The sequence below is a fragment of the Micrococcus sp. APC 4021 genome, assembly GCF_030407635.1.
Lineage (GTDB): Bacteria > Actinomycetota > Actinomycetes > Actinomycetales > Micrococcaceae > Micrococcus > Micrococcus luteus.
In genome coordinates this window covers 22,678-42,256 of record NZ_JASDCZ010000002.1, presented here as the reverse complement: position 1 = coordinate 42,256, position 19,579 = coordinate 22,678, and the positions used below count along the sequence as shown (strand labels likewise).

Here is a 19,579-nt window from a genome sequence, read left to right as displayed (position 1 = left end):
CCGCACAATCCCCGCCGCCGCCCACCCCGCGGCCTCGCCCGGGACCACCCTGGTGCCCAGGAGGTGGTCGGGATGACGGGGACCGCGGAACAGATCGGGGCGCAGCCGCCCGGAGAGAGGCGCGCCAGCCGCGCGCACACGGCGCTGGGCCGGTTCGGTGAGGACGCCGCCGCGCGCTGGCTCGCCGAGCGCGGCTACGTGATCGCCGACCGCAACTGGCGGGGCGAGGCCGGAGAGCTGGACATCGTGGCCCACCACGCCGGCTGGTGGGTGGGCGTCGAGGTGAAGACCCGCTCGGGCCTGGCCTTCGGCGACCCGTTCGAGTCGATCGACCGGCGCAAGCTCACCCGGCTGCACCGCCTCACCGCGGCGTGGGTGCGGGCCCACGCCGCGGACCGCCGGGGCACGCCCTGGCGCGTCGACGCCGTCGCCGTGCTGGTGCCGCGCACGGGAGGGATCCGCTTCGACCTGCTGCAGGACGTGCGGCCGTGAGCGGCATCGGACGCACCCGCTCCATCACGCTGGCGGGTCTGCGCGGGGAGGTCGTGCACGTCGAGGCGGACATCGCCCAGTCCCTGCCCGGGTTCACCCTCCTCGGCCTGCCGGACCAGGCGCTGCAGGAGAGCCGGGACCGCATCCGCTCCGCCGCGCGCAACGCCGGACTGCCCCTGACCCGGCGGCACCTGACCGTGAACCTGCTGCCGGCGGGGGTGCACAAGCGGGGCGCCTGCCACGACCTGGCGATCGTCCTGGCGGCCTACGCCGCGGACGGGCGGGTGCGGAACGTCGAGGGGCCCGTGTTCCTGGCCGAGCTCGGCCTCGACGGCGCCCTGCACCGCTCGCCGGAGACCGTGGCGATGGTGATGGCCGCCGTCGACGCGGGGTGCTCCGAGATCGTCGTCGCCGAGGACGCGGAGGCCGAGGCCCGACTGGTCCCCGGCGCCGAGGTCCGCGGCTTCGCCCATCTGCACGACGTCATCCGCGCCTTCGGCGGGGAACCGGACGGAGAGGCGCCCCGCCGCCCGGCCCGACGGGAGGTGACAGCCCCGGAACCGGAGCCGGCCCGTGCGGTGCCCGACCTCGCCGAGGTCGCCGGGCAGGCCGAGGCCCGGTTCGCCCTCGAGGTCGCAGCCGCCGGCGCCCACCACCTGCTGCTCATGGGCGCCCCGGGGGCGGGCAAGACCATGCTGGCCGAGCGCCTGCCCGGAATCCTGCCGCCCCTGGACCGGCGCACCGCGCTCGAGTGCGCCGCCCTGCGCTCCCTCCGCGGCGGCGCCGCCCGTGTCCGGCGCAGGGGCGGGACGGCCCAGGGGTTCGACGGTGACATCGACCGGACCCCGCCGTTCGAGGCACCCCACCACTCGGCGTCCCGCTCGGCCCTCGTGGGCGGCGGCAGCGGCCTCGCCCGGCCGGGAGCGGCCTCCCTCGCCCACGGCGGCGTGCTGTTCCTGGACGAGGCCCCCGAGTTCGAACGACGCACCCTCGAGGCGCTGCGCCAGCCCCTCGAGTCCGGGGAGGTGCTGCTGCACCGGGCCCTCGGCGCCGTCGTCTACCCGGCCCGGTTCCAGCTCGTGCTGGCCGCCAACCCCTGCCCGTGCGGCAAGGGCGGCGGCACGGGCGTCGAGTGCCGGTGCAGCGTGCCCGAACGCCGCCGCTACGCCCAGCGGCTCTCCGGACCGCTGCTGGACCGTGTCGACCTGCAGGTCACCGTGCGGCCCGTCGACGCGCGGCAGCTCACGGGGGCGCCCGCCTCCGAGACCACCTCGCAGGTGGCCGCCCGGGTCGCCGCGGCCGCCGACCGCCAGGCCCAACGCTGGGCCACCGCCGCAGAGCGCGGGCTCGTCCCGTCCGGGCTGCGCCGCAACGCGCACGTCCCCGCCGCGGTGCTGCGGCACGGCCCGTACGCCGTGCCCCGGGCGGCCCGCCGGCCCGCGGACGACGCCGTCGACCAGGGCCTGCTGAGCGCGCGCGGCCACGCCCGCGTCCTCCGCCTCGCCTGGACCCTGGCGGACCTGCGCGGCGCCGAACGGCCCGCACCCGAGGACACCGACGTGGCACTCACGCTGCGCCACCAGAACGAGGAGGACGCATGACCACCCACGTCACCCCGGCGGCAGACCACGTCCCCGTCGCCGGGCCGCGCCGGCCGGACGCCGCCCGGCTCGCCCGCGCCGCCCTGACCCGGCTGGTCGAGCCCGGGGACGCGCTCGCGGTGCAGACCGTCACGGCGCTGGGGCCGGAGCGGGCGCTCGCCCTGCTCACGGGCCGGGAGACGATCCAGCCCGCCGAACGCGATCTGCTCGCCGATCACGCCGGCACGCCCGACACGCTGCCCCGGCGCTGGGCCGCGGGCCTGGCCCGCTGGGCGCCCCGGGCCGCCCGACTGGAGCCGGAGCGCGACCTCGTGACTCTGCACCGGCTCGGGGGAGGCCTGCTGATCCCCGAGGACGACGCCTGGCCCGCCGCCCTGGCGGACCTGGGCGAGGAGGCGCCTCTGGGCCTGTGGTTCCGCGGCTCCGGAACGCTGCCTCCCGCGGACCGGATGCTCGCCGTCGTCGGCAGCCGGGAGGCGACCGCGTACGGGCGGACGGTGACCGCCCGCTGTGCCGCCCACGCCGTCCAGCAGGGCGCGTGCGTGATCTCCGGCGGCGCGTACGGCATCGACGGCGCCGCCCACCGGGCCGCGCTGCAGGCGCTCGCCGCACCGGGAGACGCGGCGGATCGCGACGGCGTCCCGCCCACGGTGGCGGTGCTGGCCGGCGGCCTCGACCGGTTCTACCCGGCCGGCCACGAGGACCTGCTCCGCGCGGTGATGGCCGCCGGGCTGCTCGTGTCCGAGATGCCGCCCGGGGCGAGCCCCACGCGCTACCGGTTTCTGCAGCGCAACCGAGTCATCGCCGCGCTCGCGGGGGCCGTGCTGGTGGTCGAGGCGCGCTGGCGGTCGGGAGCGCAGAACACGGCGGGCCACGCGTTCGGCCTCGGCCGCGAGGTGGGCGTCGTCCCCGGCCCCGTGACCTCGCCCAGCTCCGCCGGCTGCCACCGTCTGCTGCAGGAGAGCCCCGCCCGTCTCGTCACCACCGAGCAGGAGGCCCTTGCCCTGCTCGGTCAGGGGCCCGCCCGGAGCGGCGGCGCGGGTGGGCCGTCGTCCACCCGGGCAGCTCCCGAGCCTGCCGCGCGGCCCACCGACGGGCTCACGATGGAGGAGGCCCTCGTCCACGAGGCGCTGCCCCTGCGCCAGGCGGTGCCCGTCGACCGGATCACCGTCAGCGCCGGGCTCGCGCTGCCCACCGTCCTGGCCTGTCTGTCCCGGCTGCAGCGGGCGGGCCTGGCCGAACGGGTCGAGGACCGGTGGCGGCGCGCATGACCTCCGGCCGCGTCGCCCGGGGCGCGGATGGCAGAGTGGGGGGATGGCCCCGTCGTCCTCCGTCCGTCCCGCCCCGGCCCCGCGCGCCCCCTCGCCCCGGGACACGGCCTGGCTCGAGGCGTTCGAGGAGCACCTGCGCCACGAGCGGAACCGCAGCCCCCAGACCGTGCGCGCGTACCTCGCCGATCTGCATTCCCTCATCGACTACGTCGCCGGCACAGCCGCCACCGCGGGGACGCCCCCCGTGGACGACGATGCTCCCGCTCGCCACGGGCCCAGCGCACCGGACGTCCTCCCCGAGCTGGACATCGAGGACCTGCGCGGCTGGTTGGCGGACATGAGCGGGTCCGGCCTCGCCCGCGCGACCCTGGCCCGCCGGGTGGCCGCCGTCCGCACCTTCACGGCCTGGCTGCGCCGCGAGGGCCTGCGCTCCGACGACCCCGCCCTGCGGCTGCGCTCGCCCCGGCCCGAGGGGACGCTGCCCCACGTGCTCCAGGAGCAGCAGGCGACCCGGCTCCTCGCGGCCGCCCAGGAGCGTGTGGACGCGGCCGCCGCGGGCGACGACCCCGCCGCCCACGCGCTGGCCCTGCGGGACGCCGCCCTGCTCGAGCTGCTCTACGCCACGGGCGCCCGGGTGGCCGAACTCTCCGCCCTGGACGTGGACGACCTCGAGGCCGGCCGCGGCGTCGTCCGGCTGACCGGCAAGGGAGACCGGCAGCGCACCGTCCCCTACGGCACACCCGCGGGCCGCGCCCTCCAGGCGTGGCAGCGGCTCGGTCGCCCCCGCCTGGCCCGGCCGGACTCCGGCCCCGCCCTCTTCCTCGGCGCACGCGGCGGCCGGCTGGGGGTGCGCCAGGCGCGCACCGTCGTCGACCGGGCGCTCGAGGGCCTGGGGGACACCGCGGCCCGCGGGCCGCACGCGCTGCGCCACACGGCCGCGACCCACCTCCTCGACGGCGGCGCCGACCTGCGCAGCGTGCAGGAGCTGCTGGGCCATGCATCCCTGCGCACCACGCAGGTCTACACGCACGTCTCGATCGATCGCCTCCGCGAGGGCTACCGGCAGGCCCACCCACGCGCCTGACGCCTCCCCGGAGCGCCCCCGGCCCCTCCACTGCGCCACCGCGACACGCGCGGCGGCGCACCGCCTCGTTGCCGGCCCGGCATCCCTGGTGCACAATGGCCCCAGGATCCACCGGAGCCGCGACGTGGTCGTAGGGGAAGACGCACCGCATCGCACCCCCGGAGGCATCCATGACCAGCACCCAAACCCGCGGCGTGGTCCACATCCTCTCCGCCCCCACCGCCCTCTGCCCCCACGTGGAGTGGGCGCTGAGCTCCGTGCTCGGCCCCGCGACCTCGGTGGAGTGGGAGGGTCAGCCGGTCGCGCCCGGCCAGCACCGCGCCGAGGTGCACTGGACGGCGCCCGCCGGCACTGGCGCGCGTCTGGCCTCCGCCCTGCGTGGCTGGCCGCACCTGCGCTTCGAGATCACGGAGGAGCCGTCCGCCGGGGTCGACGGCTCGCGCTGGTCCCACACCCCGGACCTCGGCATCTTCCATGCCACCACGGACGTCTCCGGCAACATCATGGTCTCCGAGGACCGCATCCGGTACGCCTACGAGGCCGGCGCGGGCGACCCCAGCGTGCTGATGCACGAACTCTCCCTCGCGCTCGGCGAGGCCTGGGACGACGAGCTCGAGCCGTTCCGGCTGGCCGCCGCCCACGCCAACGTGCGCTGGCTGCACCGCGCTGTCTGAGCCTTCGCCCGGCCGGCGGCGCTCCGGCTCAGACGCTGCGGAACACGGCCACCGCGTTGTGGCCGCCGAACCCGAACGAGTTCTTCACGGCCACGCGCGGCCCCTCGGGCAGGCGGGCGGGGGAGCCGGTGACCACGTTCAGCGGGATCTCCGGGTCCTGGTGGTCCAGGTTGATGGTCACGGGCGCCTGGCCGTGGTGCACGGCGAGCACGGACAGGATCGACTCGATCGCGCCTGAGGCGCCCAGCAGGTGGCCGGTCTGGGACTTCGTGGCCGAGACCTGCACCTGGTCCAGGTGGTCGCCGAACACGGCCCGCATGGCCAGGTACTCCGGGGCGTCGCCCTTGGGTGTGGACGTCGCGTGGGCGTTCACGTGGCACACGTCCTCGGGGGTGATGTCGGCCGACCTCAGGGCGGCGCGCATCGCACGGGTCGCGCCCAGGCCCTCGGGCTCGGGCGCGGTGATGTGGTGGGAGTCGGAGCTGACGCCCGCGCCGGCCAGCTCGGCGTACACGCGGGCGCCGCGGGTCTTCGCGTGCTCCTCCGACTCGATCACCATGACGCCGGCGCCCTCGCCGAGAACGAAGCCGTCGCGGTCCACGTCGTAGGGGCGGGACGCGGCCTGCGGGTCGTCGTTGCGCTTGGACAGCGCCTGCATCGCGGCGAACGCGGCCATCGGCAGCGGGTGCACGGCGGCCTCGGCGGCGCCGCAGATCACGACGTCGGCCTGGCCGGAGCGGATGAGCAGCAGCGCGGTCTCGAGCGCCTCGGTGCCGGCGGCGCACGCGGACACCACGGTGCGGGCGCCGGCGCGGGCGCCGAACTCGAGGGAGAGCGCGCCGGCGGCGCCGTTGGGCATGAGCATCGGGACGGTCATGGGCAGCACGCGGCGCGGGCCGCGCTCGCGCAGGGTGTCCCAGCCGTCCAGGAGGGTCCACACGCCGCCGATGCCGGTGCCGAAGGCCACGGCGAGCCGGTCGCCGTCGACCTCCGCGCCCTCGAGGCCGGCGTCCTTCCAGGCCTCGCGCGCGGCGACGGTCGCCATCTGGGTGGCCGGGTCCTGGCGCTTCTGCTCCACCTTGGAGAGGACCTCGGAGGTGGGCACGGTCAGCTCGGCCGCGAAGGTGACGGGCAGCTCGTACTTCTCCACCCAGTCGTGCTCCATGGTGCGCGCACCGGAGACGCCCTGCAGGGCGTGGGACCAGAAGGTGGGCACGTCGCCGCCGATGGGCGTGGTGGCGCCGAGGCCGGTGATCACTGCGGTGCGGGTCATGGGTCTGCTGCCTCTGGGTCTCGAGTGGGGATCGGGCGGAGGGGTGTCGTCGGCACGACGCGCGGCGCGCGCCGGGGTGCCGGAAGTCGAGGGTGTCGGGCGCCGGGGGCGCTCACGCGCCCCCGGCGCTCACCGAGGGGACGGGGCGGGCCGGGCCCGCCGCCGTCGTGGGCCGATCAGGCCTGGGCGCCGTCGATGAAGTCGACGGCGTCCTGGACGGTCTTGAGGTTCTTGACCTCCTCGTCCGGGATCTTCACGCCGAACTTGTCCTCGGCGTTGACCACGATGGTCATCATCGAGATCGAGTCGATGTCCAGATCGTCCGTGAAGGACTTCTCCGGCTGCACCTCGGCGGTGTCGAGACCGGTCTCCTCGTTCACGATCTCGGCGAGGCCGGCGAGGATCTCTTCCTTGGAAGCCATGGGGCGTCTCCTTCGGTAGGGGTGTGAGGTGTACGTGGACAGTGAATCAGACGGCGCCGCCTCAGGGGAGGCGGACCACCTGGGCGCCGTAGACCAGCCCGGCGCCGAAGCCGATCTGCAGGGCCAGGCCGCCGGAGAGCTCGGGGTTCTCCTCCAGCAGACGGTGCATGGCCAGCGGGATGGACGCGGCCGACGTGTTGCCGGCGTCCGCGATGTCCCGGGCCACGACGACGGACTCCGGCAGCTTCAGCTGCTTGGCGAACTCGTCGATGATCCGCATGTTGGCCTGGTGCGGGATGAACGCGGCGAGGTCCTCGGGCTCCACGCCCGCGGCGTCGAGGGCCTCGCGGGCCACCTTCGCCATCGACCACACGGCCCAGCGGAAGACGGAGGGCCCGTCCTGGCGCAGCGTGGGCCAGAGCATCCCCTCCGCGCCGGTGATCGCCGAGGCGTCGCCCGTGGTGCGGGCGTGCTCCACGGCATCGCGCAGCTCCAGCTGCGAGTGCGTCATGGAGATCGTGGACCAGCGCTCCCCGTCCGAACCCCACACCGAGGGGGAGATGCCCGGCTCGTCCGCGGCCGACACGATCACGGCGCCCGCGCCGTCGCCCAGCAGGAAGGAGATGGAACGGTCCGTGGGATCCACGACGTCGGAGAGGCGCTCGACGCCGACCACGAGCACGTGCCGCGCGGTGCCGGAGCGCACGAGCGCGTCGGCCTGGGCCACGCCGTAGCAGTAGCCGGCGCACGCGGCGGAGACGTCGTAGGCGGGCGCCGGGGTGGCGCCGATCTCGTGCGCCACGAGGGCCGCGGCCGAGGGGGTGGCGTGCGGGAAGGTGACGGTCGAGACGATCACGGCGTCCAGGTCCGAGCCCTGCAGGCCGGCCCGCTCGAGGGCCTCCCGGGCGGCGCCCACGGCCATGACGGGCACGGTCTCCTCCGCCGTGGCGCGCTGGCGCGTGACGATGCCGGTGCGCTGGCGGATCCACTCGTCCGACGAGTCGATGGGGCCGATGAGGTCCTCGTTCGGGACCAGGTTCGCCGGGTGGTAGGCGCCCACGGCCACGATGCGGCTGGCCGCGGGGCGCTCGTGCTGCTTCAGGGTGACGGTCATGGTGCCTCTCTCTGCCGGGCGGTGCGCGGGGTTCAGGCCGAGTGCTCGGCCAGGAACGCCCGCGCGGCGTCCAGGTCCTCGGGGGTCTTCACGGCGAGCTGCGCTGTGCCCTTGAGGCCGCGCTTGGCCAGTCCGGTCAGTGTGCCACCGGGCAGCAGCTCCAGGACCCCCGTGACCTGCCGCGCGGCCATGGTCGCCATGCACAGGTCCCAGCGGACCGGGCGGGTGACCTGGTCCACGATCCGGGCGAGCACGTCCGTGCCGGACTCGACGGTCTCGCCGTCCCGGTTGGACAGCAGGGGCAGGCGCGGGTCCGAGGGGGAGAGGCCGGCGACGTGGGTCGCGAGGTCGTCCACGGCGGGGCGCATGTGCTCCGTGTGGAACGCACCGGCCACCTTGAGCGGGATCACGCGGGCGCGGGCGGGGGCGGACCCGGCGAGCGCGCCGAGGGCCTCCGCTGGGCCGGCGGCGACGATCTGGCCGGCGCCGTTGACATTGGCGGGCGTCAGGCCCGCCGCCTCGATGGCCGCGAGGACCTCGTCCTGGTCCCCGCCCACGACGGCGGCCATGCCCGTGGGCGTGGCCGCGGCGGCCCGGGCCATGCCGGTGGCGCGCACGCGCACCAGGGAGAGGGCCTCGGCGGGGGACAGCACGCCGGTGACGGCGGCCGCGGTGATCTCGCCCACGGAGTGGCCGGCCACGACGGTCGACTCCGGTGCGGCGGCATCCGCCTCGAGGGCCGCGGCGGCCACGAGGCCGGCCGCCACGATCAGCGGCTGGGCGACGGCGGTGTCCTTGATGGTCTCCTCGTCCGACTCAGTGCCGTGGCGGATCAGGTCCACGCCCGCGGCGTCGGAGAGGGATGCGAGCAGGTCGCGGGTCCCGTCCAGCTCGAGCCAGGGGGCGAGGAAGCCGGGCGTCTGGGACCCCTGTCCGGGGCACACGATGGCAAGCATTGCTCCATCGTGTCAGGATCGGCCGCCAGCCCGGGCAGATCGCGCCACGAAGCACGGCGAGTGGGTTTGGAGGGTTTCTACAAGTGGGGGGGCGCCGCCCCGGCTCAGTCCGAGCCTGTCCCGGTCGTCGGCCGCGCCCCCGCGAGCCGGCCCAGGGTGATCGCGGTCTGCAGGACGTACGCGTCGCGAGGGACCAGCGGGTCCCAGCCGGTCACCTCGGCCACCCGCTTGAGGCGGTACCGCACGGTGTTCGCGTGGACGAACAGCTCGCGGGCCGTGCCCTCGAGCGAGTGGCCCAGCGCGCCGTACGCGTCCACGGTCTCCAGCAGGGAGGTGCCGGCGTCGGCCAGGGGCGTGAACACCCCGTCCACGAGGGCCTCCCGGGCCGTGGGGTCGCCCAGCAGCGCCCGCTCGGGCAGCAGGTCCTCCGCCGGGGTGGGCCGGCTCGCCCGGGGGTGGGCGGCCGCGGCGCTGAGCCCGGCGAGGGTGTGCCGCGCCGAGACGTGCGCCGAGACCAGCGAGTCCACGACGGGTCCCACGATCACCGGTCCCGGCGCGAACCAGGGCGCGAGCGCCTCGCCCACCGCCCGCGCGTCCCGCACCGAGCCGACCACGAGGACGAGCCGTTCGGACTGCACGCCCACGAGCAGGTCGCAGTCGAGCCTCGCCGCGGCCCGCCGCAGGTCCGGGATGAACGCGGGCTTGTCCTGCCCCGGGGCGAGACCCGCCATGACCATCACGTCGTGGTCCCCACGCCAGCCCAGCGCGGTGGCCCGGTGCCGGATCTCGTCCGGGTCCTGCCCGCGCAGCACCGCGTCCAGCAGGACCGACTCGAGCCGCGAGTCCATCGCTCCGCGCATCTCCGCGGCCCGGGCGTACACGTCTGCGAGCGCGAACGCGACCTCGCGCGAGTAGTGGAGGATGTGCTCGCGGACGGGCGCCTGGTCGCGCTCGGCCAGCAGCTCCGGCACCCGCGTCTCGACGACGTCCACCATCGTCCGGATGAGCTGGAGGGCCCGCTGCAGCGAGATCGCCCGGGTGAGATCGGTGGGCGCGGGCCCGAAGACGTCCTGCAGGACGTGGCCCGTGGAGGTGGGCCGCTCGAACCACGTGAGGAAGCCCTGCAGGGCGCGCTGGGCCACGAGCCCGAGGGCGCTGCGCTCGTCCGGGGTGAGTCGGCGGTACCAGGGCAGGGTGGCGTCCAGCCGCTGCAGCACCGCCGTGTTCAGGGCCCCCAGGTGGCTCCTGAGGCGGGCCAGCCCGTCGGTGCTCACGGGGCGAGGGGCGGCGGGGCGGGGCTCGGGCATGCGCTTCATCCTAGGCGCGTGTTGTGGGGTTCCTACAGCGACGACGCCGGCCGCTCGCCTCCCTGGCGGAGGCGAGCGGCCGGCGTCGGGACGGGAGGGCGTCGGCCTCCCCGCGGCATGCGGGTCAGGCGTCGCCGCCCGCGATGCCGGTGGTGCCGGCGTTGACGTCGTCCAGGCGGTACTTCTCGTGCGCCTTCGCGGCCGTGCCCCGCTCGACCTCGCCCTCCTCCTCGAGGAGCTGCAGCGCGCGGACCACCATCGAGTGAGTGTCGATGAGGAAGTACCGACGGGCGGCGGCGCGGGTGTCCGCGAAGCCGAACTCGTCGGCGCCGAGCGCCGAGAAGCGGTTCGGCACGAACGGGCGGATCTGGTTCGTCCACGAGGTGGAGTAGTCCGAGGTGGCCACGATCGGGCCCTCGGCCCCCTGCAGCGCCTGCGTCACGTAGGGCACGCGCGGGGTGGCGGACGGGTCCTTCAGGGCGTCCTTCTCCGCCGCGACGGCGTCGCGGTACAGCTCGTTGTAGGAGGTTACCGACCACACGGAGGCGTTCACGCCCCACTCCTCGGAGAGGATCCGCTGGGCGTCGAGCGCCCACGGCACGGAGACGCCGGAGCCCAGGAGCTGGACCTTCGGGCCGTCGCCCTGGCCCTCGGAGAGACGGTAAATGCCCTTGAGCAGGCCCTCCACGTCGAGGCCCTCGGGCTCCTCGATGTGGGTGATCGGCTCGTTGTACACCGTGAGGTAGTAGATGACGTTGCGGACGTCGTCCCCGCGGTCGTGGTCGCCGTACATGTCCTCCAGGCCCTGGCGCACGATGTGGGCGATCTCGTACGAGTACGCCGGGTCGTAGTGCTTCACGGCCGGGTTCGTGGACGCCAGGACGGGGGAGTGACCGTCCATGTGCTGCGTGCCCTCGCCGGCGAGGGTGGTGCGCCCGGCGGTGGCGCCGATCATGAAGCCGCGCGCGAGCTGGTCGCCTGCGGCCCAGATGTTGTCCGCGGTCCGCTGGAAGCCGAACATCGAGTAGAAGATGTACACCGGGATCATCGGCTCGCCGTGCGTGGAGTACGCCGTGCCGATCGCGTTGAACGCCGCGGTGGCGCCGTCCTCGTTGATGCCGACGTGGTAGATCTTCCCCTGCGGGGACTCCTTGTAGGACAGGAACAGGTCCCGATCCACGGACAGGTAGTTCTGGCCCTTGGGGTTGTAGATCTTCGCGGTCGGGAAGAACGAGTCCATGCCGAAGGTGCGGGCCTCGTCCGGGATGATCGGCACGAAGCGCGGTCCCATGTTCTTGTCCCGCATCAGGTCCTTGAGCAGGCGCACGAACGCCATGGTCGTGGCGGCCTGCTGCTTGCCCGATCCCTTGCGGGCCTGCTTGTACGCGGACTCCGGGGGCAGCGGGATCGCGTGGAAGTCGCTGCGCCGCTCCGGCACGAAGCCGCCCAGCTCCTTGCGCCGCTCCATCATGTACGTGATCTCCGGGGCGTCGGCGCCCGGGTGGTAGTACGGGATGTTGTACGGGTCCTTCTCGATCTGCTCGTCCGAGATCGGGATGCGGTGGCGGTCCCGGAACACCTTGAGGTCGTCCACCGTCAGCTTCTTCATCTGGTGCGTGGCGTTGCGGCCCTCGAAGGACTTGCCCAGGCCGTAGCCCTTGATGGTGTGGGCCAGGATCACGGTGGGCTGGCCCTTGTGCTCCATGGCGGCCTTGTAGGCGGCGTAGACCTTCTTGTAGTCGTGGCCGCCGCGCTTGAGGCCCCAGATCTCGTCGTCGGTCATGTCCGCCACCATCTCCTTGGTGACGGAGGACCGGCCGAAGAAGTGGTCGCGCACGAAGCCGCCGGACTCGGCCTTGTAGGTCTGGTAGTCGCCGTCGAGCGTCTCGTTCATGATGCGCACGAGCTCGCCCTCGTCGTCGGCCTCGAGCAGCGGATCCCACTCGCGGCCCCACAGGACCTTGATGACGTTCCAGCCGGCGCCCCGGAAGTAGGACTCCAGCTCCTGGACGATCTTGCCGTTGCCGCGCACCGGCCCGTCGAGACGCTGCAGGTTGCAGTTGATCACGAAGGTGAGGTTGTCGAGCTTGTCGTTGGCCGCGACGTGCAGCTGACCGCGCGACTCGGGCTCGTCCATCTCGCCGTCGCCGAGGAAGGCCCACACGTGCTGGTCGGAGGTGTCCTTGATGCCGTTGTTGTGCAGGTACCGGTTGGTCTGCGCCTGGAAGATGGCGTTCATCGGCCCCAGGCCCATGGACACGGTGGGGTACTGCCAGAAGTGCGGCATCATCCGCGGGTGCGGATAGGAGGGCAGTGCGTGGCCCTGGCGGGACTTCTCCTGGCGGAAGCCGTCGAGGTCCTGCTCGGTCAGGCGGCCCTCGAGGAACGCGCGGGCGTAGTTGCCCGGCGAGGAGTGGCCCTGGAAGAAGATGTGGTCGCCGCCGCCCGGGTGGTCCTGGCCGCGGAAGAAGTGGTTCAGGCCCACCTCGTAGAGGGTCGCCTGGCCCGCGTAGGAGGAGATGTGGCCGCCGACGCCGACGGCGTCGCGCTGGGCGCGCTGCACGAGGGCCATGGCGTTCCACCGCAGGTAGTTGCGGTAGCGGCGCTCGAGCTCCTCGTCACCCGGATACTCCGGCTCCTGGTCCGCCGGGATCGTGTTCACGTAGTCCGTGGTGGTCACGTAGGGCAGGGCGACGGACTGGGCGCTCGCGCGCTGCATGAGGGAGCGCATGATGTACTGCGCCCGCTCCGTGCCGCGCTCCTCGATGAGTCCGTCGAGGGACTCGATCCACTCCGACGTCTCCTGGGGATCCTTGTCCGGGAGCTGGTCGGTCAGACCGCTGCGGATCTGCGAGCTCTCTTCGGCTGCGCTCACGGTGCCTCCTGGTTCTCGTGCGGAGGGGTGCTCCGCGGTGGGCTGCGGGCAGACGATCCGGTCCGGGCCCGCGACGCCGAGCCGGGCGCGTCGCCCGGAGAGTGCGTCTGTTCCTCCCCAGAGTAGACCGGAGCCGTCGCGTCCGCCCGGCCGGAGGCCCCGGAACGGCGGCGTCCACGGCGTATGGTGGTCATCATCACCCGCTCGACGGCGCGGGCCGCAGTGCCCGCCACCATCAAGGAGGACCGGACACTATGCAGGCTGGGTCGACGCCGACCTCGACGGACAGCGCCCTGCTGGCGGAGCTCGCCCTCTCGAGGGGCGACCTGGTGCAGGAGTGGGGGTACGACGACGACGTCGACTTCACCTTCCGTGACGCGCTCGAGGACGCGCTCGGCGAGGAGCTGCTGACCGAGGAGGATCAGGAGCCGGCGGACGCCGTCCTCTTCTGGTGGCGCGCGGACGACGGCGACGTCATGGATCTCGTGGACGCCCTCGTGGACGCCCAGCGGTCCCTCGATGCCGGCCCCGTCTGGATCATGACCCCCCGCAAGGGGCGCCCCGGCCACGTCAGCCCGGCGGACGTCGCCGAGGCCGCCTCCACCGCAGGCCTGCACGCCACCACCGGGGCCGGTGCCTCCGAGGACTGGGCCGCTCAGAAGCTCGTCCAGAAGCGCGGTGGCTGAGCCCCCGTCCGGCGGGACGCGGGGCGCCGACGTCGTCCCCGCGCTGCGCGACGACCACGGCCAGAGGTGGCCGTGGCCGCCGACGCGCGGGCCCGAGGACGCGGCCGCGCCGCGGGGCACGTGGCTCGTCTTCCTGCCCGGGGCGTTCACGCCGGTGTGCACGGACGAGCTCGGCTGGATCGGGGCGCTCGCCGAGGACGTGGCGGTCGACGAGGTGGCTGTCCGCGTGGTCTCCTGTGACGCCGCCCCCGTGCTGCGCCGCGTCCGCGAGGAGCTGGCGCTGCCGGAGCCGCTCACCCTGCTCTCCGACTTCTGGCCCCACGGCGCGGCCTGCCGTGCCCTCGACGTCTTCGACGCGGAGACCGGGCGGCCCCGCCGCGTCTCCGTGCTGCTCGACGCGGACGGGGTCGAGGCCGCGCGCGTGGTCGCCGCCCCGGGGCAGGCACGCACCCGGGGTGAGCACGAGGCCGCGACGCGCGACCTGCTCGTGGACCGGTAGCCTGGACGGACACCGGCACCTGTAGCTCAGTCGGTCAGAGCATCTCGTTTACACCGAGAGGGTCGGGGGTTCGAGTCCCTCCGGGTGCACCGATCGCGGGGCCGTGACATGGCGTGACGACCTGACCCGTCATGTCGCTGGCCCGCTGAGCGCGTGTGAGACCATGCTCACCATCATGAGCTCCTCGCCAGAGTCCTCGCGCGCCCCCGTTCCGCCCTCGCGGTGGGCCGAGGTGCGCTCCGGCGTCGCCGTGACGCTGGGCGCCGGCCTCGGCCTGTTCCCGCTGGGCATGGCCTTCGGGATGCTCGTGGTCCAGGCCGGGCTGCCCGCGTGGGTCGCACCCCTGTTCTCCCTGGTCGTGTTCGCCGGGTCCGTCGAGCTGCTGCTCGTCTCGCTGGTGGTGGCGGGCACGCCGCTGCTCACGATCGCCGTGACGGTGTTCCTGGTGAACTTCCGCCACGTGTTCTATGCGTTCAGCTTCCCGCTGGGCGTGGTCCGGGGGCGCCTCGCGCGGATCTACTCGATGGGTGCCCTGATCGATGAGGCCTACGCCATCGCCGCCGCCCAGCCCCGCGGCTGGACCGGCCCCCGCCTGGTGGCCATGCAGGTCGCGCTGCAGGCGTACTGGGTGCTCGGGGGCCTCGCCGGGGTGGCCGTGGCCTGGCTGCTGCCCGGGCCGGTGGAGGGCCTGGAGTTCGCGCTCGTGGCCCTCTTCATCGTGCTCGCCATGGACGCCGCCCGCACGCGGGCCCAGCTGCCCCTCGTGGTGGCGGCCGCGGTCGCCGTCGGGGTGGCCCTGCTGCTGGCACCGGCGCAGGTGCTCGTCGTCGCCTTCGCCCTCTACGCCGCGGCGCTGATCGCGTTCCACGTGCTCGCCGCGCGCGGGACCGCCCTGCCGCTGCCCGAGCCCGTGCCCGTCACCGGACCGGTGCCCGTCGTCGCCGCGGCGGGGGAGCGGGCCGGCACGGATGCCGAGTCCGGCGCCGGGGAGGCCCCTCGATGACCGGCACCGCGTACCTGGTGGCCGCGGCCGTCGTCGCGGGCCTCGTGACCTTCTGCCTGCGCGCGGTGCCGTTCGCCCTGCTGCAGCCGCTGCGGGAGTCCGTGCTCGCCGCGCGGCTGGCGGTGTGGATGCCCGCCGGCGTGCTGACCGTCCTGGCCCTGGTGATGCTGCTCGACGCCGCGGCGCTGGCCCCTGGAGAGCCCGTGGACGGGGCGCGGGTGGCCCACGCGCTGATCGCGGCGGCGGTGACAGTCGTCGTGCATCTGCTGGCCGGGCGGCGGACCCTGGTCTCGATCGCCGCCGGCACGCTGGCGTACGTGCTGTTGGTCAACCTGGCCTGACCGGCGGCGGGGCGGGTTCGCCCAGGCGTTCGGCCCATGCGCGGGTCGCCGCGGCGAGGCGCCGGCCGTAGGCGGTGACGCCGTGGGCGAGCGTCCCGGCGTTGTAGAGCGTCCCCGCCCGGGCGATCCCCTCCGCGGAGAGGTCGCCGCGCAGGTGCCCGCGCAGGATCTCCAACCCGAAGGCCAGGTTGTCCTCCGGCTCCCACAGACGAAACCCGCGCTCGGCTGCCTGCGCGAAGTACGGCGGCCACGTGATCTGCGCGGGCCCCACCCCGTTCGACGTCTCCCCCTGTGCCACCCGGGCCACGAGCTCCTCGTAGCGCTCCCGGGTCACGGTGACGTCCGTCCCGCGCGGGGCGCTGTGCACGCCGCCGGCGTCGTGCCCGAAGACGTTCCGGCCGCCGGACTCGAGCTCGGCCAGGGCCGCCGCCACCGGGAGGGGCACGTCCGCCCGGCGTGCGGCGGCCACGATCGCCGCGGCGTTGTCGAGGTGCCGGCCGAGCGTCGCCGTCGGGTCGGACGAGCGGTCGCGGGCGGAGCGGCGGGTGAGGAGGTCGCGGAGCAGGCCCATCGGCCCACCCTCCCGCAACGCGGGTTGAGTTGTCGCGGGTGACGGGCCCGCGCACCCGCGACAACTCAACCCGGGATGCGGGGCAGGGGCCGGGCGGCGGCGCGTCGTCGGCGTCCGGGGCGCACTAGGGTGGAGCGCATGTCCGCGACCCCCCTCGGCTTCTGGAAGCTGCCCGCACGTCCCGACGGCGCCGCCCGTCACCTCGCCGTCATCACCGGGGGCGAGGCGCAGCAGACCATGCTCTTCCTCCAGGACGGGCAATGGTCCATCCTCGCCCTCTTCCAGGACGAGCTGGCCGGCAAGGCCGCCGCCCGCACCCTGGACGCGCTCCTGCAGTCCGTCACCTGTCTGCGCATGGGCGGCCGTGACGTCCTCGACGGTGCCGACACCCCGCGGCCCGGTATCGAGTGGGCCGGCTACGACCGCGAGTTCGAGGAGGCCGACGTGGCCGAGCAGCGCGACGTCGAGCCGCGCGGCCGGATCTGGATCCTCCCCGCCACGGACGGCGCCTCCGTCGGCCTCAAGCTTCCCGGGCACCGCCGGTACGACGACGCCGTCGCCCAGTTCGCCGACGTCGACGCGGCGCGTGCCGCCGTCGCGGCGATCGACGAGCTCCTGGGCGTCGGCCCGCGCGGCTGAGCCGGCCGGCGTTCGTCGGCCCGGGGTCGTGACCGTTCGCCTCCCAGGGTTCACCTGCTGTTCACCCGGCTGCGCTGCCGGGCCCGGCTTCCTCGTCCGCCGCCCACCCATAATGGTGTGAAGAGCACAGGCCGCGGCCCGCCTCCGTCGTACCGAGGAGGGGACGGGCGGGCACGGTGACGCACCCAGTGAAGGAGACGGTCCATGGAGCTGCTGCAGCCCGACGCCCCCCGCGAGAACCTGCGCGAGTTCATCGACAAGCTGCGCGACGGCGGCTACACCGTCTCGGACGGCCACACCAACGATCCCGACCTGATCGATCCGCAGGGCCGTGCCGTGGAGACGTGGAAAGAGGACTACCCGTACGAGACGCGCATGACGCGCGAGGAGTACGAGCTGGAGAAGTACCGCCTGCAGATCGAACTGCTCAAGCTGCAGTACTGGGGCGAGGACACCGGCCAGCGCCACATCATCGTCTTCGAGGGCCGCGACGCCGCCGGCAAGGGCGGCACCATCAAGCGCTTCACCGAGCACATGAACCCCCGCACCGCCCGCGTCGTGGCCCTCAACAAGCCCTCGGACCGCGAGCTCGGCCAGTGGTACTTCCAGCGCTACATCCAGCACTTCCCCACGGCGGGCGAGATCGTGCTGTTCGACCGCTCGTGGTACAACCGCGCCGGCGTCGAGCGCGTGATGGGCTTCGCCACGGACGAGCAGTACCGCCGCTTCATGAACCAGGTGCCGCTGTTCGAGAAGATGCTCGTGGACGACGGCATCCACCTCACCAAGTTCTGGTTCTCCGTGACACAGACCGAGCAGCGCACGCGCTTCGCGATCCGCCAGATCGACCCGGTCCGCCAGTGGAAGCTCTCGCCCATGGACCTCGAGTCCCTGGACCGCTGGGAGGCGTACACGGAGGCCAAGGAGGCCATGTTCCTCCACACGGACACGGACCACGCCCCGTGGATCTCCATCCGCTCCAACGACAAGAAGCGGGCCCGCCTCAACGCGATGCGCTACTTCCTGTCCCAGTTCGAGTACGAGGGCAAGGACCACGAGGTCGTCGGCACCCCGGACCCGCTGATCGTGCGCCGCGGCCGCGACGCCGTGGGGGACTGACCGCGGTCGACGTAGGCTGGGGGCGGGTCCGTGTCCGGCACGGCCCGTCCCACCGTCCGAGCCACAGGAGGCCCCCGCGATGACCGAGCAGACCACCACCGTCCCCGTCGGCGCCGCCGACATCGGCGTCACGGGCCTGGCGGTGATGGGCGCGAACCTCGCGCGCAACTTCGCCCGCCACGGCTACACGGTGGCCCTGCACAACCGCAGCCGGGCCCGCACGGACCAGCTCGTGGCCGAGCACGGTGACGAGGGCGCGTTCGTGGCGACGGAGACGCTCGCCGAGCTCGTGCAGTCCCTCGCCGTGCCGCGCCGGGTGCTCATCATGGTCAAGGCGGGCGCCCCCGTGGACGCCGTCATCGACCAACTCGTCCCCCTGCTGGACGAGGGCGACATCGTCATCGACGCCGGCAACTCCCATTTCGAGGACACCCGCCGCCGCGAGGCGGCCCTCGCCGAGAAGGGCCTGCACTTCGTGGGCGTCGGTGTCTCCGGCGGCGAGGAGGGTGCCCTGCACGGTCCGGCGATCATGCCCGGCGGTCCGGAGAAGTCCTACGAGGCCCTCGGCCCGATGCTCGAGAAGATCGCCGCGCAGTTTGAGGGGGAGCCGTGCTGCGCCTGGGTCGGCACGGACGGCGCCGGCCACTACGTGAAGATGGTCCACAACGGCATCGAGTACGCGGACATGCAGGTCATCGGCGAGGCCTACGACCTGCTGCGCCGTGTGGGCGGCCTCGAGCCCGCCGAGCAGGCCGAGGTGTTCACGGCGTGGAACCAGACCGACCTGGCCTCCTACCTCATCGAGATCACGGCCGAGGTGCTCGCGCAGGTGGACGCGGCCACGGGCCGCCCGCTCGTGGACGTGATCGTGGACGAGGCCGGGCAGAAGGGCACCGGCCGCTGGACCGCGATCTCGGGTCTCGACGTCGGCTCCCCGGTGGCCGCGATCGCCGAGTCCGTCTTCGCCCGCTCGCTGTCCTCTCAGCGCGCGGTGCGCCAGGTCGCCCGTGAGACCCTCGCGGCCGGCGTCGACGAGGAGGCGCAGCGCGCCCCGCAGGACACGGACACGTTCGTGGAGGACGTGCGCCAGGCGCTGTTCGCCTCCAAGCTCGTGGCCTACGCGCAGGGCATGGACATGCTCGCCGCCGCCGCCGAGGAGTACGGCTGGTCGCTGGACCTGGGCACCATCGCCTCGCTGTGGCGGGACGGCTGCATCATCCGCGCCGACCTGCTCGACGTGATCATGCAGGCCTTCGGCGGCCGCGACACCTCCCGCCACCCGGCGCCGGGCACCCGCGCCCCCGGCCAGCCGCTCAACCTGCTCTTCGCCCCCGAGTTCGCCCAGGCGATCGCCGAGGCCCTGCCGGCCTGGCGCCGCGTGGTCGGCACCGCCGTCGCCGCGGGCGTGCCGGTGCCGGTGTTCTCCTCGGCCCTGGCGTACTACGACGGCCTGCGGGCCGACCGCCTGCCGGCCGCCCTCGTGCAGGGCCAGCGCGATTTCTTCGGCGCCCACACCTACCTGCGCGTCGATCGCGAAGGCTCCTTCCACACGCTGTGGTCCGGCGACCGCACCGAGGTGGACGGCGAGGGCGTGCCCGTCGTCATGCCGCAGCCGACCGAGGGCGACCCCACGCAGGACTGACCCGGCGGGG

The 19,579-nt window shown here is 74.2% G+C and carries 19 protein-coding genes and 1 tRNA gene; 13 read left to right on the top strand and 7 right to left on the bottom strand.

Annotation, left to right across the window (positions count from 1 at the left end):
- Positions 1–72 precede the first annotated feature (72 nt).
- The 5 genes from QL983_RS00520 (at position 73) to QL983_RS00500 (ending at position 5,122) form a co-directional block, all read left to right on the top strand.
- Positions 73–492 (top strand): YraN family protein, encoded by a 420-nt coding sequence (locus QL983_RS00520; protein ID WP_036312824.1) that lies wholly within the window; start codon positions 73–75, stop codon positions 490–492.
- The gene (locus QL983_RS00515; RefSeq protein WP_206482145.1) at positions 489–2,093 is read left to right on the top strand and encodes a YifB family Mg chelatase-like AAA ATPase; all 1,605 of its coding nucleotides are present in this window, start codon (positions 489–491) and stop codon (positions 2,091–2,093) included. Before QL983_RS00520 ends, QL983_RS00515 begins: the two co-directional genes overlap by 4 nt.
- Positions 2,090–3,364, top strand: a complete 1,275-nt coding sequence (locus tag QL983_RS00510) for a DNA-processing protein DprA (RefSeq protein WP_020624515.1) — start codon at positions 2,090–2,092, stop codon at positions 3,362–3,364. Before QL983_RS00515 ends, QL983_RS00510 begins: the two co-directional genes overlap by 4 nt.
- Positions 3,365–3,407: 43 nt before the next feature.
- The gene (locus tag QL983_RS00505) at positions 3,408–4,448 is read left to right on the top strand and encodes a tyrosine recombinase XerC (RefSeq protein ID WP_020624514.1); all 1,041 of its coding nucleotides are present in this window, start codon (positions 3,408–3,410) and stop codon (positions 4,446–4,448) included.
- A 170-nt stretch (positions 4,449–4,618) separates the two neighbouring features.
- Positions 4,619–5,122: a DUF3145 domain-containing protein gene (locus tag QL983_RS00500; RefSeq protein ID WP_020624513.1), complete on the top strand. Its 504-nt coding sequence runs from the start codon at positions 4,619–4,621 to the stop codon at positions 5,120–5,122.
- Positions 5,123–5,150: 28 nt separating this feature from the next.
- Here the strand turns inward: QL983_RS00500 and fabF are convergent, their stop codons facing one another.
- The 6 genes from fabF to aceE form a co-directional block, all read right to left on the bottom strand.
- Positions 5,151–6,395, bottom strand: coding sequence for a beta-ketoacyl-ACP synthase II (fabF, locus tag QL983_RS00495; protein ID WP_020624512.1), 1,245 nt, complete (start codon positions 6,393–6,395; stop codon positions 5,151–5,153).
- Between the two features lie 176 nt (positions 6,396–6,571).
- Positions 6,572–6,817, bottom strand: coding sequence for an acyl carrier protein (locus QL983_RS00490; protein ID WP_010078906.1), 246 nt, complete (start codon positions 6,815–6,817; stop codon positions 6,572–6,574).
- 61 nt (positions 6,818–6,878) lie between these two features.
- A complete protein-coding gene (locus tag QL983_RS00485) occupies positions 6,879–7,931 on the bottom strand; it encodes a beta-ketoacyl-ACP synthase III (protein WP_060974029.1) in 1,053 nt (350 codons plus the stop codon).
- A 32-nt stretch (positions 7,932–7,963) separates the two neighbouring features.
- Positions 7,964–8,887 (bottom strand): ACP S-malonyltransferase, encoded by a 924-nt coding sequence (locus tag QL983_RS00480; protein WP_036340154.1) that lies wholly within the window; start codon positions 8,885–8,887, stop codon positions 7,964–7,966.
- A 104-nt stretch (positions 8,888–8,991) separates the two neighbouring features.
- Positions 8,992–10,194, bottom strand: coding sequence for a PucR family transcriptional regulator (locus QL983_RS00475; RefSeq protein WP_060974030.1), 1,203 nt, complete (start codon positions 10,192–10,194; stop codon positions 8,992–8,994).
- A gap of 124 nt (positions 10,195–10,318) precedes the next feature.
- Complete coding sequence (gene aceE, locus QL983_RS00470) at positions 10,319–13,069, bottom strand: pyruvate dehydrogenase (acetyl-transferring), homodimeric type (RefSeq protein ID WP_185194697.1); 2,751 nt, start codon at positions 13,067–13,069, stop codon at positions 10,319–10,321.
- A gap of 254 nt (positions 13,070–13,323) precedes the next feature.
- Here aceE and QL983_RS00465 point away from each other — a divergent pair, with 254 nt between their 5' ends.
- The 5 genes from QL983_RS00465 (at position 13,324) to QL983_RS00445 (ending at position 15,598) form a co-directional block, all read left to right on the top strand.
- A complete protein-coding gene (locus tag QL983_RS00465) occupies positions 13,324–13,755 on the top strand; it encodes a DUF3052 domain-containing protein (protein ID WP_049159217.1) in 432 nt (143 codons plus the stop codon).
- Positions 13,748–14,254, top strand: a complete 507-nt coding sequence (locus tag QL983_RS00460; RefSeq protein WP_060974032.1) for a redoxin domain-containing protein — start codon at positions 13,748–13,750, stop codon at positions 14,252–14,254. Before QL983_RS00465 ends, QL983_RS00460 begins: the two co-directional genes overlap by 8 nt.
- A 15-nt stretch (positions 14,255–14,269) precedes the next feature.
- Positions 14,270–14,343: transfer RNA gene (locus QL983_RS00455), tRNA-Val, on the top strand.
- A gap of 86 nt (positions 14,344–14,429) precedes the next feature.
- Complete coding sequence (locus tag QL983_RS00450; protein WP_230297483.1) at positions 14,430–15,257, top strand: AzlC family ABC transporter permease; 828 nt, start codon at positions 14,430–14,432, stop codon at positions 15,255–15,257.
- Positions 15,254–15,598, top strand: a complete 345-nt coding sequence (locus QL983_RS00445; protein ID WP_144825290.1) for an AzlD domain-containing protein — start codon at positions 15,254–15,256, stop codon at positions 15,596–15,598. Before QL983_RS00450 ends, QL983_RS00445 begins: the two co-directional genes overlap by 4 nt.
- On the opposite strand, the gene QL983_RS00440 is transcribed toward QL983_RS00445, so the two are convergent.
- The gene (locus tag QL983_RS00440) at positions 15,585–16,169 is read right to left on the bottom strand and encodes a hypothetical protein (protein ID WP_144879151.1); all 585 of its coding nucleotides are present in this window, start codon (positions 16,167–16,169) and stop codon (positions 15,585–15,587) included. The two genes, QL983_RS00445 and QL983_RS00440, sit on opposite strands and share 14 nt — an antisense overlap.
- A 138-nt stretch (positions 16,170–16,307) precedes the next feature.
- Here QL983_RS00440 and QL983_RS00435 point away from each other — a divergent pair, with 138 nt between their 5' ends.
- The 3 genes from QL983_RS00435 to gndA all read left to right on the top strand — a co-directional run bounded on the left by QL983_RS00435 (position 16,308) and on the right by gndA (position 19,569).
- Positions 16,308–16,808: a hypothetical protein gene (locus tag QL983_RS00435; RefSeq protein ID WP_036312781.1), complete on the top strand. Its 501-nt coding sequence runs from the start codon at positions 16,308–16,310 to the stop codon at positions 16,806–16,808.
- A gap of 204 nt (positions 16,809–17,012) precedes the next feature.
- The gene (gene ppk2 / locus QL983_RS00430) at positions 17,013–17,927 is read left to right on the top strand and encodes a polyphosphate kinase 2 (protein ID WP_036340172.1); all 915 of its coding nucleotides are present in this window, start codon (positions 17,013–17,015) and stop codon (positions 17,925–17,927) included.
- Positions 17,928–18,006: 79 nt separating this feature from the next.
- The gene (gndA, locus tag QL983_RS00425) at positions 18,007–19,569 is read left to right on the top strand and encodes an NADP-dependent phosphogluconate dehydrogenase (protein ID WP_230297484.1); all 1,563 of its coding nucleotides are present in this window, start codon (positions 18,007–18,009) and stop codon (positions 19,567–19,569) included.
- Positions 19,570–19,579: the final 10 nt, after the last annotated feature.